Annotated in this window: 15 protein-coding genes; 9 read left to right on the forward strand and 6 right to left on the reverse strand. The window is 58.4% G+C overall.

Annotation, left to right across the window (positions count from 1 at the left end):
* Window positions 1-3 precede the first annotated feature (3 nt).
* Genes NG99_RS20360 through NG99_RS20375 form a run of 4 tightly spaced genes read left to right on the forward strand, consistent with a single transcriptional unit; the run spans window position 4 to window position 4,365 of the window.
* Complete coding sequence (locus NG99_RS20360) at window positions 4-1,179, forward strand: M20 family metallopeptidase (RefSeq protein ID WP_034897019.1); 1,176 nt, start codon at window positions 4-6, stop codon at window positions 1,177-1,179.
* Window positions 1,176-2,276 (forward strand): mandelate racemase/muconate lactonizing enzyme family protein, encoded by a 1,101-nt coding sequence (locus NG99_RS20365; protein WP_034897020.1) that lies wholly within the window; start codon window positions 1,176-1,178, stop codon window positions 2,274-2,276. The genes NG99_RS20360 and NG99_RS20365 overlap by 4 nt, the downstream gene beginning before the upstream one ends.
* Window positions 2,263-3,432, forward strand: a complete 1,170-nt coding sequence (locus NG99_RS20370) for a M24 family metallopeptidase (protein WP_034897021.1) — start codon at window positions 2,263-2,265, stop codon at window positions 3,430-3,432. The genes NG99_RS20365 and NG99_RS20370 overlap by 14 nt, the downstream gene beginning before the upstream one ends.
* 9 nt (window positions 3,433-3,441) lie before the next feature.
* Window positions 3,442-4,365 (forward strand): dihydrodipicolinate synthase family protein, encoded by a 924-nt coding sequence (locus NG99_RS20375; protein WP_034897023.1) that lies wholly within the window; start codon window positions 3,442-3,444, stop codon window positions 4,363-4,365.
* Here the strand turns inward: NG99_RS20375 and NG99_RS20380 are convergent.
* Window positions 4,349-5,446, reverse strand: coding sequence for a glutamine amidotransferase-related protein (locus NG99_RS20380; protein ID WP_034897024.1), 1,098 nt, complete (start codon window positions 5,444-5,446; stop codon window positions 4,349-4,351). The genes NG99_RS20375 and NG99_RS20380 overlap by 17 nt on opposite strands.
* A gap of 68 nt (window positions 5,447-5,514) precedes the next feature.
* On the opposite strand from NG99_RS20380, the gene NG99_RS20385 reads away from it, so the two are divergent.
* On the forward strand, window positions 5,515-6,723 hold the full coding sequence (locus NG99_RS20385; protein WP_034897025.1) for a pyridoxal phosphate-dependent aminotransferase: 1,209 nt from the start codon (window positions 5,515-5,517) through the stop codon (window positions 6,721-6,723).
* A gap of 70 nt (window positions 6,724-6,793) precedes the next feature.
* Here NG99_RS20385 and NG99_RS20390 read toward each other — a convergent pair whose 3' ends face one another.
* A complete protein-coding gene (locus NG99_RS20390) occupies window positions 6,794-7,648 on the reverse strand; it encodes a helix-turn-helix transcriptional regulator (RefSeq protein ID WP_034897026.1) in 855 nt (284 codons plus the stop codon).
* Between the two features lie 116 nt (window positions 7,649-7,764).
* Here NG99_RS20390 and NG99_RS20395 point away from each other — a divergent pair, with 116 nt between their 5' ends.
* Together NG99_RS20395 and NG99_RS20400 are read left to right on the forward strand one after the other, a co-directional pair.
* Entirely contained in the window at window positions 7,765-9,183 is a 1,419-nt protein-coding gene (locus NG99_RS20395) for an MFS transporter (RefSeq protein WP_034897028.1), read from the forward strand.
* Between the two features lie 225 nt (window positions 9,184-9,408).
* Complete coding sequence (locus NG99_RS20400; protein ID WP_034897031.1) at window positions 9,409-10,596, forward strand: sugar transporter; 1,188 nt, start codon at window positions 9,409-9,411, stop codon at window positions 10,594-10,596.
* 45 nt (window positions 10,597-10,641) lie between these two features.
* Here the strand turns inward: NG99_RS20400 and rhaM are convergent, their stop codons facing one another.
* The 4 genes from rhaM to rhaB are packed head-to-tail and all read right to left on the reverse strand — an operon-like array spanning window position 10,642 to window position 14,523.
* A complete protein-coding gene (rhaM, locus tag NG99_RS20405; protein ID WP_034897032.1) occupies window positions 10,642-10,956 on the reverse strand; it encodes an L-rhamnose mutarotase in 315 nt (104 codons plus the stop codon).
* A complete protein-coding gene (rhaD, locus tag NG99_RS20410; protein ID WP_034897034.1) occupies window positions 10,946-11,788 on the reverse strand; it encodes a rhamnulose-1-phosphate aldolase in 843 nt (280 codons plus the stop codon). The genes rhaM and rhaD overlap by 11 nt, the downstream gene beginning before the upstream one ends.
* A 9-nt stretch (window positions 11,789-11,797) precedes the next feature.
* Complete coding sequence (locus NG99_RS20415) at window positions 11,798-13,054, reverse strand: L-rhamnose isomerase (RefSeq protein WP_034897035.1); 1,257 nt, start codon at window positions 13,052-13,054, stop codon at window positions 11,798-11,800.
* On the reverse strand, window positions 13,051-14,523 hold the full coding sequence (gene rhaB / locus NG99_RS20420; protein ID WP_034897037.1) for a rhamnulokinase: 1,473 nt from the start codon (window positions 14,521-14,523) through the stop codon (window positions 13,051-13,053). Before rhaB ends, NG99_RS20415 begins: the two co-directional genes overlap by 4 nt.
* Window positions 14,524-14,822: 299 nt before the next feature.
* On the opposite strand from rhaB, the gene rhaS reads away from it, so the two are divergent.
* Window positions 14,823-15,650, forward strand: coding sequence for an HTH-type transcriptional activator RhaS (gene rhaS / locus NG99_RS20425; RefSeq protein ID WP_034897039.1), 828 nt, complete (start codon window positions 14,823-14,825; stop codon window positions 15,648-15,650).
* Window positions 15,651-15,659: 9 nt separating this feature from the next.
* Window positions 15,660-16,529 (forward strand): HTH-type transcriptional activator RhaR, encoded by an 870-nt coding sequence (gene rhaR / locus NG99_RS20430; RefSeq protein WP_034897041.1) that lies wholly within the window; start codon window positions 15,660-15,662, stop codon window positions 16,527-16,529.
* The last annotated feature ends 4 nt before the right edge of the window (window positions 16,530-16,533 follow it).

Here is a 16,533-nt window from a genome sequence, read left to right on the forward strand (position 1 = left end):
TTTATGACCACTTATCAGGTTAACAGCGTGCGCATGAAGCAGGATTTAACCGCGCTGGTTGCCATTAACACCGAAAACCCTCCGGGCCAGGAGCGCGAAGCCGCCGAATGCGTGGCGAACTGGCTACAGGCTGCCGGTTATGACCTTTCATTCAGTGAATACGCGCCGGGACGCACCAATGTCATTGCCGTGCTAAAAAATGGCCCGGGGCCCTGCTTTGCCTTCAACACCCATCTCGACACCGTGCCGGCGGGCGAAGGCTGGTCAAGCGATCCTTTCACGCTGATCGAACGCGAAGGCCGCCTGTATGGCCGCGGTTCCTGTGATGCCAAGGGACCGCTGGTGGCGATGGTCGAAGCGCTGCGTCTGCTGGCTGAGCACCGCCAGCACTGGTCCGGTACGTTAATGGGCGTGTTCACCGCGGATGAAGAGGTAGCAAGCGAAGGGGCAAAATTCTATGCCAGCGACGCCCCTCCGGCGATCGATTTCGCGGTGATTGGCGAACCGACGTCCAATACCACTTTTTCTGCGCATAAAGGCAGCCTGCGTCCGCGGGTTCGGGTAAAAGGCATTACCGCGCACTCAGGTACGCCGGAACTGGGGATTAATGCCATTTATCAGTCAGCCCGGCTGTTAGGACTGATTGAGGAAGCCCATCACCAGCAGGTGCGCTGCCGTTGCCATGCGCTGGTTGGTAATGCCAGCCTGACGGTAACGCGTATTCACGGCGGCCATGCCGATAATGTGGTGCCGGACAGCTGTGAACTGCTGCTGGATCGTCGCATGGTGCCTGGTGAAGATGAGGCTGAAGTGAAAGCCGAACTGCAACAGCTGCTGGAAAGTGCCCGCCAGAACGCAGGCGTCGAGGCGGAAATCATCGCCTGGCAGCCCACTACCGGCGGCGCGACCGAAACCGACAGCAATGAAGCGATTGTCCTGCACAGTCTGGAGGCCTGCCGTCGTCATGGTCAGCCAGAACCAGGCCCGTTTGGTTTCCAGGGCGGCTGCGATTTGGTGCACTTTCGCGCGCTTGGCGCAAAAGGCGTGGTCATCGGCCCCGGCACGCTGGCGGTGGCGCATAAGCCGGATGAATTTGTGCCGGTGGAAGAGTTTATCGCCGCGGCGCACATCTATCTGGATATCGCTCTGGCGCTGCTGCCACAGGAGTCCGCATCGTGAAAGCGCAGCTCTGGCGGGGTGACCTGCACTATGCTGGCGTGACGCTGCACACCGCCGCTTCTGGCGCGGTCCACGCGCTGGATACGCTGTGGCTGCGGCTGGAAGATCAGGCTGTTCAGGGCATCGGTGAGGTGCGGCTGAATATCCAGTATCTGCACGGCTACAGCGAAACCGAGGTCCTCAGCAATGTGCAACAAATGCTGGCGCAATGGCGCTGGCATCGCGATGCTCAGGCGCTGCTGGAGGCAATCCATGCGCCGGAAAGTCCGCTGCTGGCCCCTTCGCGCATGTTGCTGGATATGGCTCTGCACGACCTGCTGGCGCGCAAGGCCGGTAAAACGGTGGCCGCCTGGCTGGGGACTGCCGAGACCTCTCCCTGCTTCCCCACCAATCAGACCCTGTTCTGGAGCAGTGAAGCACAGATGCTGGAGCAGGCGCGGGCCTATGTGGCGCGCGGTTTCACTCAGTTGAAATTGCGCACCGGCATTGCGGACTTTGCCACCGATCTGCACCGTCTGAAAACTCTGCGCCGTGAGTTCGGCGAGACGATTTCACTGGCGATTGATGTCAATGGCAAGTGGTCGCTGGCCGAGGCTCATCAGGCGCTCCCTCAGCTGCGCGAGCTGAAGCTTAGCTATGTTGAACAGCCTCTCGCACCGACAGCGGACGCGCAGCTAACGGAGCTGGTGGGCTACGGCATTCCGCTGATGCTCGATGAAAGCCTTAACAGCGCGGCCGCCATTGAGCGACTGGCCGCCGCCGGAGGCCTTTTATGGGGGCACCTCAAGCTGGTGAAACTGGGCGGCATCGCCCCTACGCTCGCCGCCGCGCGACGTCTGCAAGCCGCCAGCGTACCTTTCATGATCGGCCAGATGAACGAGGGCCATGCGGCCACCGCAGCGGCACTGCAACTCTGTCGCGTGCTGCAACCTGCCTTTGCCGAGCTTTATGGCGCCGATGGCCTGGTCGATGACCCGGTCAGCGGCCTGACCTACCGCGACGGCCAGATTAATGTGATTGATTCTCCCGGCCTGGGCGTGCATTTCGATGCCGCGCGCGCCACCTTCCTTCAGGAGTTTAGTGATGCAACAAGTTAATAATGTCATTCAGGGCAGTGAATCCGCATTTACCGCGGAGGAGTACGCACAACGAATTCATCGTACCCGCGAGCGCCTAAGTGCGGCTGGCGTGGACGTGATGATTGTGACCGGGCCGGAAAACATTTTCTGGCTCACCGGCCAGCAGACGCCGGGTTATTACACCTTCCAGGCTCTGCTGCTACCGGTCGAAGGCGAGCCGGTTTTTGTTATTCGCCAGCTGGAATATTTCAATTTCATCGCCAACACCTTTATCTCTGATGCGGCCATCTATCAGGATGGCGACAACCCGGTAGATTTTCTGGTGGGAATGCTGCAGCAGCGCAACTGGCTCAACAAGCGTATCGGGCTGGACAAACGAGGCTGGTTCCTGCCGGTTGCGGTCTATGAAGCGCTGCAAAGCAAACTCGGCGTTATCGCCGACACCGCAGGCGTGATTGAACCGCTGCGGGCCGTGAAGTCTGCGGCCGAAGTGGAAAAAATCGCCACTGCTGCACGCTATGTGGATGCAGGTATGCGCGCAGGTATCGCCGCCATCCGCAGCGGGGCTGATGAAAATGCGCTGGTTTCGGCCATGATGGGCGCAGCCATTGCCGCCGGATCTGAATACGTCGGCATGGAACCGCTGGTTTCCAGCGGCCCACGCAGCGGTGTACCGCACGGTACCTGGCGGCGTCGGGTAATAAAAGAGAACGATCCGGTATTCCTGGAAATGGCCGCGGCCCACGATCGCTATCACGCGGCGCTAATGCGCTCGGCCTGGCTGGGTCGTCCACCGGCTATCGCGCTTGAGATGGAAAAAGTGTGCCAGGAGGCACTCCAGGCAGCGCTGGACGCCATTCGTCCCGGTGCGACCTGTGAAGCCCCTCACCTTGCCTGTCAGCAGGTCATTGACCGCGCCGGTTTCACCGATAACTTCAAAAAACGCGCCGGGTATTCCATCGGCGTCTCTTTTGCGCCGGACTGGGGCGAAGGCGGCATTCTCAGCCTGTACAGCGGCGTCACCACCGAGCTGCAACCCGGTATGGTTTTCCATATTCCGCCTGCGCTGCGCATTTACGGTGAATTCACCGTTGGCGTCAGTGAAACCGTGGTGGTGACTGAAAGCGGCTACCGCCAGTTGAGCACCCTTAATCGCCCATTAACTCTGCTGTAAGGAACCAAGATGAAAGACATCAATGAATGCCGCGATCGCCTGCATGGCATTTTCAATATTACCGTGACCCCTTTTGATGCTCAGGGTGAGATCGACTTCGCCGCGCTGCGGGAAAACATTGAGCGCGCGATTAGCCTGGGCTACGACGGCATTCTAATTGGCGGCACCTACGGCGAATTTCCAGTGATGTCGCTGGCTGAACGTCGTGAGCTGTTCCGTGAAGTGATGGATTGCGTACAGGATCGCATCCCGGTGATGCTGTGCAGCGCCAGTTCCGACCCGCGTGAAGCCCGTGAACTGACCGCGTTGGCAGGCGATTTAGGCGGTTTGCCGATGGTCACCGCGCCTTACGTCAGCGAGATCACCGACGGACAGATTCTGGCGTACTTCCAGGAAATCGCGCCGCTGTCCAGAACCGGCATTCTGGTTTACAACGCGCCGGGCATTGGCATCACCCTGTCGCCTTCGCTGCTGGAACAGCTGGCCGAAGTGCCTGGCGTGGTCGGCATTAAACAGGGGGATCTCAACCCGACGGCGATCGATCGGATTGCCAACCGCCTGCGCGGCAAGCTGCGCCTGTTCTGCGCCTCGGATCTGGCGTTTTTAGGCCCGATGATGGCGGGATTCGATGGCATCAGCAGTACTAACAGCTGCGCCCTGCCCGAGCTGGTGATTGCCACCTACCGTGCGGTAGAGAAAGGCGACGCGTCGACCGCACGCGATTTACATCAGCTGTGGTACGACTATCGCGCGCTGGCTCGTCAGCACGGCCAGCCGCAGCTGGTGAAAGCGGCCATGGCACTGCGCGGTTTTAACGGCGGCACGGTACGCGCCCCGCTGAAGCCGGTTTCCGCTGATGCGGTGGCAGCGCTGACTCGCGTAATGCAACAGCTGGCCAGCGATGCCCGCAGCGGCGTTACGCTGGCGAAGTAAGCGCCGCCTGTAAAAAAGCGATAAACAGTGGATGAGGAGCCCCGGGGCGGGAAAGCAGCTCCGGGTGCCCCTGGACGCCATGCCAGAATGGCAGCGCAGGCTGGGAAATGCCCTCCACAATATCGCCGGTATGCGCGCTGATTTTCACCCCGCTGGCCGCGAGTTGCGGTATCAGTTGCGGATTAAAACGATAGCGATGGTTGTAATGCATCTCGTTGATAGCGCCAGGCAAGGCGCTGGAGGTAAACGGCAGCACGCCGCAGCGATGACGGCCATCCTCAAAAGCGACAAAACTGTGCAGCGGAGCATCAGGGGCAACTTCCGCCGGAATTGCCTGCCCGAACCCTTCGTTCTGCCGGACGGCTGCCGTCGCCATGCTTTGCATACCGAGACACAGCCCCAGCGTCGGTAAGGTGTGCCTGAAGGTGGCTTCGGCAACGCGGATTTGCCCGGCGACGACCGCCATTGAGGCTCCTCCGGGCAGTATTACGCCGTGCAGAGTCTTCAGCTCATCCAGCCCGGCAGACAGGCTGGCAGGCGGCAGGAAATGCACGTCAGCATGGAGATTCAGCGCTGAAGCCGCATCGCCCAACGCCGCCAGCGTGGCGGGATAAACCTGGCGGTGGTCGGTTTCGCGGCCAATCAGGCCAATGCGTACGGTGGCGCTGGCATTTTGCGGAAGTGATGCCGCCCAGCGGCCATAGCCGTCGGCATAAAGCTGCATCAGCGTTTGCTCGCCGTCACGCAGCGTGAGCGTGTCACGGGAAGCCGTGCTCAGCAGCCGTTGTCCGCTCAGCATGGCGATCCGCTGGGCCTGTGCGGCCATCAGCACTATGACGGCGTCCTGAGTGGGGAGCTGGCCCGGTTCGGTGACTTCCTGTTGCAGAGTGTCACTCCGATACAGGCCGCTGGTCACGCAGTACCCCGCACGCGCAACGTGCTGATGGCTGTCGTGAAAATCCCGGTCGAAGTCGGGGCGCAGGCTCCAGAGCGGCAGCCCCAGCTGATTAGCCCACAGGCTGGCCGTTATGCCATAGCGGGCCGGAACGGATGAATCATCAAGAATGAACAGAGGTGACATGGCGAAGTTCCTGCTGACGTTGGATGATAAATTGTATTAGTTGAACCATTATATACAAAAGAGGATTTATGAATATCAGTCAAATAGCCCGCCGTATGCAACGCGTTCGGCCTTCGCCAACGGCGACCATTTCTGACCAGGTTCGTGCACTTGAAGCGGCGGGCAGAGCCGTGATCAATTTAGGTGAAGGAGAGCTGGATTTTGCCACTCCCGCCAGCATCAGCTACGCAGGTATTGAAGCGATTGTGCAGCATCAGACGAAATACACCGCAGTTTCCGGCACTGCTGCTTTAAAATCCGCGATTGCGGCTAAGTTTGCCCGCGACAATCACCTGTCTTTTCAGCCGGACGAGATCATCGCCGGAAGCGGCGCCAAGCAGTTGATTTTTAATGCGCTGCTGGCCACTGTCAATCCAGGCCAGCAGGTGATTATTCCCGCGCCCTATTGGGTTTCCTATCCCGATATGGTGACGCTGGCAGAAGGCGAACCGGTGATCGTGGCCTGTGAGGAACATCACGACTGGAAGCTCCAGCCGGAACGACTGGCCGCAGCGCTGACGCCAGAAACGCGCTGGCTGATCCTTAACTCGCCCGGCAATCCCACCGGTGCAATTTATACCGCCAGAGAACTTGAGGCGCTGGCTGCGGTACTGGCCGATCATCCGCAGGTACTGATTATGGCGGACGACATTTATGAACCGCTGCGCTACGACCAGGCCCCTTTCGCTACCTTCGCCGAGGTTGCTCCGCAACTGGCTGAACGTACGCTGACGGTTAATGGCGTGTCAAAAAGTCACGCCATGACCGGCTGGCGTCTGGGCTACGCGGCCGGTCCCGCCTGGCTGATTGCGGCGATGCAAATTCTCCAGTCACAAAGTACCTCTAATCCCAGCAGCATCTCTCAGGCTGCCGCCGTCGCCGCCCTCACCCAGCCAGCGGGCTTTCTGACCGGCTGGATTGAAAAACTGGACTGTCGCCGCAGACGCGTGCTGACGATGATTGAACAGACAGACGGGCTTAGCGCCAACGTCCCGCAGGGCGCTTTCTATGTTTTTGCCAATTGTCAGGGCTTAATTGGCCGAAAAACGCCGTCGGGTGACGCTCTGGCCGACGATAAGGCCGTCGCCAGCTGGTTGCTTAGCGAAGCTGGCGTGGCGGTACTGCACGGTTCTGCTTTCGGTTCACCGGGCTATTTACGCCTGGCCTATGCCGTTGACGACACGCTGCTGGAACAGGCCTGTCGGCAGCTTAAGGCGGCATGCGATCGGTTAGCGTAGTCGCGAAGAGCGGGTGTGATCAGAAAGGGGGCGCAGGAAATGACGGTGCCCTTTTTTCAGCAGCTGGCACTCAGCCTGCCACAATCTGGCTTAGCGCGGCGGCGCTGTTCTCATCCTCAGGGATGTAAACCAGCAGCCTTTCCCCATTGCGCGGAGCGGAAAACCAGTTATTCTGCCGCAGCGTCAGCGCCCCAACCTTAGGGTGGAAGAAGCGTTTGACCTGATTCTCAATGGCCCGAATCTCATAGCGCTGCCAGATTTCGCGGAACTCATCGGAACAGGCCAGCAGACGATCGACCATGATTTTCCAGTGCGGATCTTCCAGATTATCCCCCATCTGCGCGCGGAATCTGGCCACCATATTCGGCATCACGGTTTCCCAATCCAGCATCGAGTTGCGCCAGGCCTGATTGGTAAAGGCCAACAGAATGCAGTTGCGATCGTCCTGTGGGATAGTCTGCAAATCTACGTTGACCAGCCGCTGCCAGGCCTCGTTATAGCCCAGAATGTCAAAGCGCGCGGTCTGAATCACTGCCGGTAAGGGGTGCAGAGCATCAAGGGTAATTCGCCCGTGAGCGGAAACTTTGGCACACACCCTGGCCGCAGCCAGAACCGGATATTGATGACCGGCCAGCGTAAACAGGTGCTGCGTCTCGGCCTCGTTACACTGTAACGCAACGGCAATCGCTGAGAGCGTTTTGCTGGAGGCTTTAATCTCTCGTCCCTGTTCCAGCCAGGTATACCAGGTAACGCCGACGTCCGCCAGCTGCGCCACTTCCTCGCGCCTTAGTCCCGGCGTGCGGCGGTTTCGCATCCGTGGTAGTCCAAGTCGGTCAGGGTCCAGGCTTTCGCGGCGACGGCGCAAAAAGGCGCCGAGCAGCTGACGGTTATTTTCCGACACAGGAATAACGGTAAACTCGGTCATGATAAGGCCTCCAGGCAAGGCGGGTAGCTTTTATACCATGATAAACAAAAACTGGTACCCGTTTCACAGATCGCTGATGCTATTCCTCATCGCGCTCTCTGACAAGGTTTTATCTGATGAACAATGCCTCGCAATCTCCCACTCTTGGCCGCAGCGGCCTGCTGGTTTTACTGGCAGGACAGCTTTTGCCGATGATTGATTTTTCAATTGTAAACGTAGCGCTGGACGCCATGTCCACCACCCTGCACGCCAGCCCGGTTCAGCTGGAGCTGATCGTTGCGGCATACGGTATCGCCTTTGCCATCAGCCTGGCGATGGGCGGCCGGATGGGAGATAACTATGGCCGACGTCGGGTATTCACCCTTGGCGTGGTCGTGTTTGGTCTGGCCTCGCTACTGTGCGGCGTTGCCAGCTCCGTCTGGCTGTTACTGGCGGCGCGTGCACTACAGGGCGTAGGCGCCGCGCTGGTTGTTCCGCAGATCCTCGCCACCCTGCACGTCTGCCTTCACGGCCGAGCCCATGCGCGAGCCATTGGCCTGTACGGTGGCATTGGTGGACTGGCGTTTATTATCGGTCAGGTGCTGGGCGGCTTTTTGATCGCCATTGATCTGGGTGGTTACGGCTGGCGCAGCGTCTTTCTGATCAATATTCCCCTCTGCGTGCTGATTGTGCTCTTTGCCGCGAAAACCATCCCGGAAACCCGCAAGAGCCAAAGCGTTTCGCAGGATAAAGTCGGCACGCTGCTGCTCGCCAGCGCTATCGGCTGCCTGATGATCGCTCTGGCGCTTGGCCCCGTTCTGCACTGGTCATGGCCCTGCATTCTGCTGCTGGCCGCTTTCCCACTTTTACTTCATCGCCTGTGGCGCGCTGAGCTTGCGCTGGAACAGCGCCAGGGGCACCCTATTCTCCCGCCAGGCCTGATGCGGCTGAACGGCGTGCGCTTTGGCCTTTCCATCGCGGTGCTGTTTTTCTCCAGTTGGAGCGGCTTTATGTTCGCCGTGGCTCTGACCCTACAGTCTGGTCTGGGTATGACGCCCTTTCAGTCCGGCAATGCGTTTATTGCGCTCGGCGCGGCCTATTTCGTCGGCTCGCTGTTGACCACTCGCGCGGTGGAAAAACTGGGCAGACTTGCCACGCTGCTGGCCGGCTGCGGCATTCAGATGGCCGGGCTGCTGGTGCTGATCGCGACCTTCAAATCGGCCTGGCCTGAGGTAGGCATTTATTCGCTGATCCCTGCCACGGTGCTGATTGGCTTTGGGCAATCCTTTATCGTCAGCTGTTTCTACCGTATTGGCCTGGCTGACGTGCCGAAGGACCACGCTGGTGCGGGCAGCGCAATGCTCTCTACCGTGCAGCAGGCGGCCTTTGGTCTCGGCCCGATGCTACTGGGCACGGTTTACAGCCAGGTATTGCAAAAGCACGGCAGCCATCAGGATGCTGTGCTTATCACGCTAGCCGCGGAGTTTATTCTGATGCTACTGCTGGTCGTCCGCGCGGTGCTCTCCCGCAGAAAAATTCAGGTACAGCCTGGCTGATGTTCTCAGGTTTCTCCCTCCTTTCCTCCTCAGACGGCCGTATTTTCTGCAGCAAGACGGACTACTACGGCCTTTTTATTGCCGATGACGCCGACATTTATTCTGATTTACAAAAAAGGGCATTTTTTCGATGTCATCTGTCGGATAAATAAAACACAATACGCGCTCTTTTTAAGATTCCGCCAGGCGTGGAATTAACCTTATGCCAACAAGTCATTAACCTCAATGCAATCTACTAATACCGTTTCGCGTAAAACGGCGTGGCTGCGTGTGATCATGTTAGCCATCGCTGCGTTTATTTTTAATACGACTGAGTTTGTTCCGGTGGGCCTGCTGTCCGATATTGCCGCCAGTTTCGGTATGCAGACGGCACAGGTAGGGCTGATGCTGACTATTTATGCCTGGGTAGTCGCGCTGCTGTCCCTGCCAATGATGCTGTTGACGCGCCAGGTTGAGCGACGCCTTCTGCTGATCGCCATTTTTGCGCTGTTTATCGCCAGCCATGCGCTGTCGACTATGGCCTGGAGTTTCAACATTCTGGTGCTGTCACGCATCGGTATTGCGCTCTCGCACGCCATTTTCTGGTCGATCACCGCATCGCTGGCAATTCGCGTAGCCCCCGCCGGTAAAAAGACCCAGGCTCTGGGTATGCTGGCGACCGGCACCGCGCTGGCAATGGTTCTGGGCCTGCCGATTGGTCGTCTGATTGGTCAGTATCTTGGCTGGCGCATTACCTTTGGCGTGATTGGCATCGTGGCGCTGATTACCCTACTGTGCCTGGCCAGATTGCTGCCTAAATTACCGAGTGAACACAGCGGCTCGCTGAAAAGCGTGCCGATGTTATTTAAGCGCCCTGCTCTGGTCTCGCTCTATATACTGATTGCGCTAGTCGTGACCGCGCATTATACGGCGTACAGCTATATTGAGCCGTTTATTCAGAGCGTCGCGGCGATGGGTGCAAATTTCACCACCTTCCTGCTATTAATATTCGGCGCAGCCGGGATTGTCGGCAGCATCCTGTTCAGTACTCTGGGCAATAAATTCCCGGCTACCTTTTTACTGGGTGCCATTGCCTTAATTTCCCTCTGTATGCTGACGCTGTACGTTGCGGCTACCCACACGCTGGCGATTTCGACGCTGTGCATTATCTGGGGCATGTCGATGATGATTATTGGCCTCGCGGTACAGGTTCGCGTGCTGGCGCTGGCGCCGGACGCAACGGACGTGGCGATGTCGCTGCTTTCGGGGATTTATAACCTGGGCATTGGTGGTGGCGCACTACTGGGGAATCAGGTCAGCCTGCACCTGAATATGCAGAATGTGGGGTACGCGGGCGGCGCTATCGGTCTGATTTCTCTGGCATGGTGCGCCTGGAGTATGCGGCGCTATCCACAGCTGAGGATAAACGGTTAGGGCTGAAAAAATAACGGGGCAAATTTTGCCCCGTTTTTACTCAGCTTAGTCCAGGTAAAACACCGACTTCAGCTCCGCACTGATCGGGCTACAGTCGGCATTGGAGGGCATCAGCTCACACATTGATTGCCACCAACGTTGGCACACCTCGGTCCTGGCGACGGCATTCCAACGCGCCTCCGATTCTATCTCCACCACCGCAAACAGGAGGCTGCGCGGTGCATCAAGAAAAATGCTGTAATGATGCGCGCCGTGCTCCTTCAGCGTTTGCGCCAGATCGGGCCAGATCGGATTATGCCGCTGCTGATACTCCAGATGCTTATCCGCGTGAACCTGCATCACAAAGGCTTTACGCAACATGAGGATGGCTCGCTTCCAGTGCCGCCTGCCACGGCTTCACGCCAAAGCGCTCACCCAGCGCAATCAGCTCCGGCGTGGTAATGCTCTGCTTCATGCCGCCCATCGACAGCACCTTCACCACCACTTCGGAAGACTTCTCAGCGGTATCGATCAGGCCGAAAGTTTCGTCCAGCGTCGGGCCTGCGCCAAAAATACCGTGGAACGGCCACATGACCAGGCTATGCGAAGCCATTTGCTCTGCCGTCTTGTCGCCGATGCCATCGGTACCTGGCACCATCCAGGGCACGATCCCCACGCCGTCTGGGAACACCACCAGGCATTCGGTACTGCCTTCCCACAGCAGACGGGTAAAGCTGGCTGCGTTCAAATCTACTACGTAGCTCAGGGACATAAAGTTTGTAGCATGGCAGTGCATGATCACGCGGTCGCCGCCGTTGGTCGCCTTCATACGCACGCTGTGCGACTGGAAGTGTGACGCCAGCTCGGAGGTCGGTAAACCGCCGTTGCTCAACCCCCAGTAAATGCTGTAGGCACGGCCATCATCGCTCACCCGCAGCAGTACCAGGCTGTCGGTCGGATCGAGCTGTACGTTACGGAAGAACTTGCCCGACCCGGTGACCAGGAACCAGCAGTTTGCCAGCCCCGGCGCAGGCTGGGTCAGCTCTACGGTTCTCGGCTCGCGGTAAAAATCCTGGGCAAACGGCTGAACCTCTTCATCCAGCAAACGCAGGCTGACGTTGCCGCCGTTGCGCTCATCCCAGCCCTTCAGCCACATATCGCTGGTCGCTTTAACCATGCCCTGTACAAACCAGGCATTCAGAATATTTTGCATGTTACGTCCTTAACGTTTGCTGAGAACTTGTTGTTCATAATGGCGGACATCGCTTAACCAGCTGGCGCCGGCCGGGACATCGTGGCGCAGACAGTAAGCTTCCCAAACGGCCTGCCACGGCAGGGATTTTTGCTCTTCGAGCAGCGCCAGACGGCTGGTGTAGTCGCCTTCCAGCTCCAGTTTTTTCAGCTGGTCGACCGGCTCCAGCAGCGCGCGCAGCAGCGCTTTTTTCGCGTTTCGCGTGCCGATGACCCAGGCCGCGATACGGTTGATTGAGGCGTCAAAGAAATCCAGACCGATATGCACTTTGTCGAACAGGCGCTGGCGGACGATTTCGTTGGCAATCGCCTGGGTTTCATCATCCAGCGTGACCACATGGTCGCTGTCCCAGCGCACCGGGCGGCTGACGTGCAGCAGCAGGCGCGGCACATAAAGCATGGCGGTGGAGATCTTGTCCGAGATAACTTCCGTAGGATGGAAGTGGCCCGCGTCAAGAGTCAGCGCCGTCTGGCGACTGCTGGCATAGCCCAGGCAGAATTCATTAGAGCCAACGGTGTAGCTCTCTGCGCCGATGCCGAATAACTTACTTTCCACCGCATCGTAATGATGAGCAGGATTAAGCTTCTCGCTGATGATCTCATCCAGTGAGTTCATCAGGCGCTGACGCGGTCCGAAACGATCGATAGTTTGATCCTTCATGCCGTCCGGCACCCAGATGTTCATGATCGAAGGTGTGCCCAGCTGTTCGCCAAAGAATGCGGAAATTTTTCGGCTGGCCTTGCAGTGTTCAATCCAGAACTGACGGATTTCAGGATTGGCGTGCGCGAGGGTAAAACCATCCTCACTCAGCGGATGCGAGAAACAGGTCGGGTTGAAGTCCAGCCCCAGTTGGTTCTTCTTCGCCCACTCCACCCACTGACTGAAGTGCTTCGGCTGAATGTCGGTACGTTCTACCGGCGTGTCGCTTTCCAGGTAAATAGCGTGCAGGTTCAGGCGTTTTGGTCCAGGGATCAGCGACATCGCCCGCTCCAGATCGGCCCGCAGCTCGCTGGCGGTGCTGGCCTTGCCGGGATAGTTGCCGGTAGCCTGAATACCGCCGGTCAGCGCGCCCTCAGGGTTTTCAAACCCTTTGACATCGTCCCCCTGCCAGCAGTGCATGGAAACGGGCAGCTTATCCAGCTGCGCTATCGCGGCGTTGACATCAATGCCGATCTCGGCGAAACGCTGTTTCGCCAGCTCAAACGCCTGCTCGATTGCTCGGGTCATATACATAGCTCCTTTGCCTTGTGTGTCAGTGACTGAAAGCGCGGCCAACTGCGGCTGTACGCGTCACTGGCGTGAGGGGTGTAGGTTTTTAATGGGAAATTTTGTTTCATCAACTGACGGAGATGCGTGACGTCTTTGATATCGCCGCTGGCAATCAGCTGGCTGCCGATGTTGCCCAACGTGGAGGCCTCAATCGGCCCGGCGATAACCGGTATTCCGCAGGCATCCGCGCAGAGCTGGTTTAGCAGCGGGTTCTGACAGCCGCCGCCGACAATGTGCAGCCAGCTGAACGCCGCGCCGCGCAGTTCCTGTAGCTCGTGAAGCACCTGGCGGTAAAACAGGGCCAGACTGTCGAAAATGCAGCGTGCCAGCGAGGCGGCATCGGCTGGCGCTGGCATACCCTGCCCGACGCAGGCGTCCTGAATTTCGCACACCATACTGGCCGGGTTAATAAAGCGGTCGTCGTTAGGATTAATCAGCGAGCGGCAGGCTGGCTGCTGCTCCGCCGCGTTTACCAGCTCACACAGGTCTTCAATGGCCAGTTCGGCGCAGACGCGCTGGAGTAGCCACAGGCCCATAATATTTTTCAGTACGCGATAGCGCCCTTCGGCACCGCCTTCGTTGGTGATATTCAGCGCCAGCGCCGCGTCGTCGGTGAAAGGCTCAAAACTTTCAAAACCCATTAGCGACCAGGTGCCTGAGCTTAGCCAGGCGGCGTTAGTCCCGGCTACCGGGGCAGCGAGCACCGCGCTGGCCGTATCATGAGTCGCTACCGCGATCACAGGAACAGCATCGCCATTAGCGGTTTTCCACTCGCCAACCGGGCTACCAGGCTGAGAGGGTTGACCAAACCAGCTGGCTTTTGCTCCGGCCCAGTCGAGCAGGGTTTTATCCCACTCGCCGCTTTGAATATTCAGCAATTGGGTGGTGGTCGAGTTGGTATATTCCCAGTTCATCCGCCCCGTCAGGCGGTAGTGAAAGTAGTCCGGGATCAGCAGCGCATGCTCAACCTTGTCCAGCCAGGCGGGCTGGGATTCCGTCAGCGCACGCAGCTGGTAGAGCGTATTAAACGGCAAAAACTGGATGCCGGTGCGGCGGTAGATAGCTTCTGCCGTTAACTCCTTGCAGGCACGCGGCATCACGCCCTGGGTTCTGTCATCCCGGTAGGCCACCGGCAGCCCGACGCGGTTGCCCTCTTTATCCAGCAGGACATAATCCACGCCCCAGGTATCCACGCCGATGCTGTCAGGGACGATCCCCTGCTCAACCAGCCTGTTCAGCGAGCCGATAATAAACGTCTCAAGGGCGTCAAGATCCCAGCACTGCCGCTCCCCGATGGTGACCAGACGGTTTACGCAACGGGCGACCTCTTCAAGCTGAAGCTGACCCGTTTGTGAATCAAATCGGGCCAGCATCACGCGACCACTGGATGCGCCGAGGTCAATGGCGACACAATTTCGCATACTCATAGCGTTGGCTTCCTGTCAGTTCGATAGCTACAGTCTAAAAGCCTGATAAGCTGGCACCTTCCCGCCACTGCCAGCGGCAAACGGGCGCTGGCAACCTGGCAAAGGTGAACGTGAATCAGCTCACAGTTCTGTTTTTCACCCCCTTCAGCGATCGTTGTGACACGCCGCGCAATTCTGTTATTCACCCGGCGGATTCTTGAAAAACAGCCCGCTTCGCGGCAAATTCTCGTCGAAAATTCAAGGTCAGCGTCCCCGCCCCGGCAGTAGACTCCGTCAATACCAGGCAAAGAGGGCAAAATATGACCGTATTACACAGCGTGGATTTTTTCCCGAACGGCGCGATGCCGATAGCCATCGAACCCCGTGCGCCCCAGCGCGCGTTCCCGGAACATCATCATGATGACTTTCACGAAATTGTGATTGTTGAGCAGGGAGCGGGAATTCATATTTTTAACGGCGAGCCGAGACCGCTGTGCGGCGGCTGCGTCTGCTTCGTGCGTAACCACGATCGCCATCTGTATGAGAATACCGACCAACTGATCCTCACCAACGTGTTGTACCGCGGGCCGGAGGCCTTTCGCTTTATGACCGGCTTCCAGCATCTTTTGCCGCAGGAGATCGAGGGTAATTACCCTTCGCACTGGCGCGTCGGCAACAAGGTGCTGGCCCAGGCGAAAGCGCTGATCGCAGAGCTGGAAAACCCTGCCGGGCTTGAGGGAGTTGACGCTCAGGCCGAACAGGAGATGCGGTTTATGCAGTTGCTGGTGCTTCTGCGACGGGGCTGTAGCGAACTGCCGGGCGACGATCAGGATGGCCGGATGCGCGGGCTGCTGAACTGGCTGGCCGATCATTTCAGTGAAGAAATTGACTGGGAGGCGCTGGCAAGCCGCTTTGCCCTGTCGCTGAGAACCCTGCACCGCCAGCTGAAGCAGCAAACCGGCAGCACGCCGCAGCGCTATCTCAACCGGCTGCGCCTGCTTCAGGCGCGCCATTTGCTTCGCCACAGCGACATGCGCATTACCGATATCGCTTTTCAGTGCGGATTTGGTGACAGCAATCACTTTTCTACACTGTTTAAGCGCGAGTTTGGCACCTCTCCACGTACCATCAGGCAAAACGATTTGTGAGGTGAACCTTTGACCGTCTCCCTTCGCCTGGCGAAAGCCGACTACTTCCCTTCTGAGCTGATGCCGGTAGCGGTTGCCGATCGCGCGCCGCAGCCCTGCTTCCCGCCGCATGTTCATGAGTTCAGCGAGCTGGTGATTGTCTGGCGCGGAAACGGCCTGCATGTGATGAACGACAAGCCCTGGCTGATTACCTGCGGAGATTTGTTCTATCTGCGCCCGGACGACTGCCACAGCTTTGACGCCGTGAACGATCTGGTGCTGGATAACATTATTTTCTGCCCGGAGCGCTTCAGCCTTGGCCTTGAGTGGCAAAATTTTCTGCCGGAGAACGAGGGTTCAGCCTGGCGGCTGACAACGCGGGGAATGGCGCTGGCTCGCGGAGTTATCCAGCAGCTGCGGCAGGAGTGCCGCAAGAGCGACCGGCTCTCCAGGCAGCTAACGGAAACGCTGTTTCTCCAGCTGGCGCTGACCCTACAGCGTCACCGCTATTCGGCGGACGGGGTATATCAACTTCCTGAGGGGGAACAGCTGGATCTGCTGATGTCGGCAATCCAGGGGCAGATTGCCACTCACTTTGATCTGAGCGCCTTTTGTCATCAGCATCACCTCTCTGAACGGGCATTAAAACAGCTGTTCCGCCAGCAAACCGGGATGACCCCAGGCCACTATATTCGTCAGCTCCAGCTCTGCCGGGCGAAGTATCTGCTGCGCAGCAGCGACTGCCTGATTGGAGAAGTTGCCGCCCGCTGCGGCTTTGACGACAGTAACTATTTCTCGGTGGTGTTTACTCGCGAAACGGGCCTGACTCCAAGCGCATTCCGTCAGCAGTTTGAGCACAGTAGCCAGCGTAAGCTCCAGTTTGTGCGGCATGAGGGATAAACAG

The organism is Erwinia typographi (assembly GCF_000773975.1).
Classification (GTDB): Bacteria; Pseudomonadota; Gammaproteobacteria; order Enterobacterales; family Enterobacteriaceae; genus Erwinia; species Erwinia typographi.

Excerpts from the sequence above, each read along its gene's own strand:
- NG99_RS20360 (WP_034897019.1), top strand. The coding sequence starts at position 4 with ATGACCACTTATCAGGTTAACAGCGTGCGCATGAAGCAGGATTTAACC.
- NG99_RS20370 (WP_034897021.1), top strand. The coding sequence starts at position 2,263 with ATGCAACAAGTTAATAATGTCATTCAGGGCAGTGAATCCGCATTTACC.
- NG99_RS20375 (WP_034897023.1), top strand. The coding sequence starts at position 3,442 with ATGAAAGACATCAATGAATGCCGCGATCGCCTGCATGGCATTTTCAAT.
- NG99_RS20380 (WP_034897024.1), bottom strand. The coding sequence starts at position 5,446 with ATGTCACCTCTGTTCATTCTTGATGATTCATCCGTTCCGGCCCGCTAT.
- NG99_RS20385 (WP_034897025.1), top strand. The coding sequence starts at position 5,515 with ATGAATATCAGTCAAATAGCCCGCCGTATGCAACGCGTTCGGCCTTCG.
- NG99_RS20390 (WP_034897026.1), bottom strand. The coding sequence starts at position 7,648 with ATGACCGAGTTTACCGTTATTCCTGTGTCGGAAAATAACCGTCAGCTG.
- NG99_RS20395 (WP_034897028.1), top strand. The coding sequence starts at position 7,765 with ATGAACAATGCCTCGCAATCTCCCACTCTTGGCCGCAGCGGCCTGCTG.
- NG99_RS20400 (WP_034897031.1), top strand. The coding sequence starts at position 9,409 with ATGCAATCTACTAATACCGTTTCGCGTAAAACGGCGTGGCTGCGTGTG.
- rhaM (WP_034897032.1), bottom strand. The coding sequence starts at position 10,956 with ATGTTGCGTAAAGCCTTTGTGATGCAGGTTCACGCGGATAAGCATCTG.
- rhaD (WP_034897034.1), bottom strand. The coding sequence starts at position 11,788 with ATGCAAAATATTCTGAATGCCTGGTTTGTACAGGGCATGGTTAAAGCG.
- NG99_RS20415 (WP_034897035.1), bottom strand. The coding sequence starts at position 13,054 with ATGACCCGAGCAATCGAGCAGGCGTTTGAGCTGGCGAAACAGCGTTTC.
- rhaB (WP_034897037.1), bottom strand. The coding sequence starts at position 14,523 with ATGAGTATGCGAAATTGTGTCGCCATTGACCTCGGCGCATCCAGTGGT.
- rhaS (WP_034897039.1), top strand. The coding sequence starts at position 14,823 with ATGACCGTATTACACAGCGTGGATTTTTTCCCGAACGGCGCGATGCCG.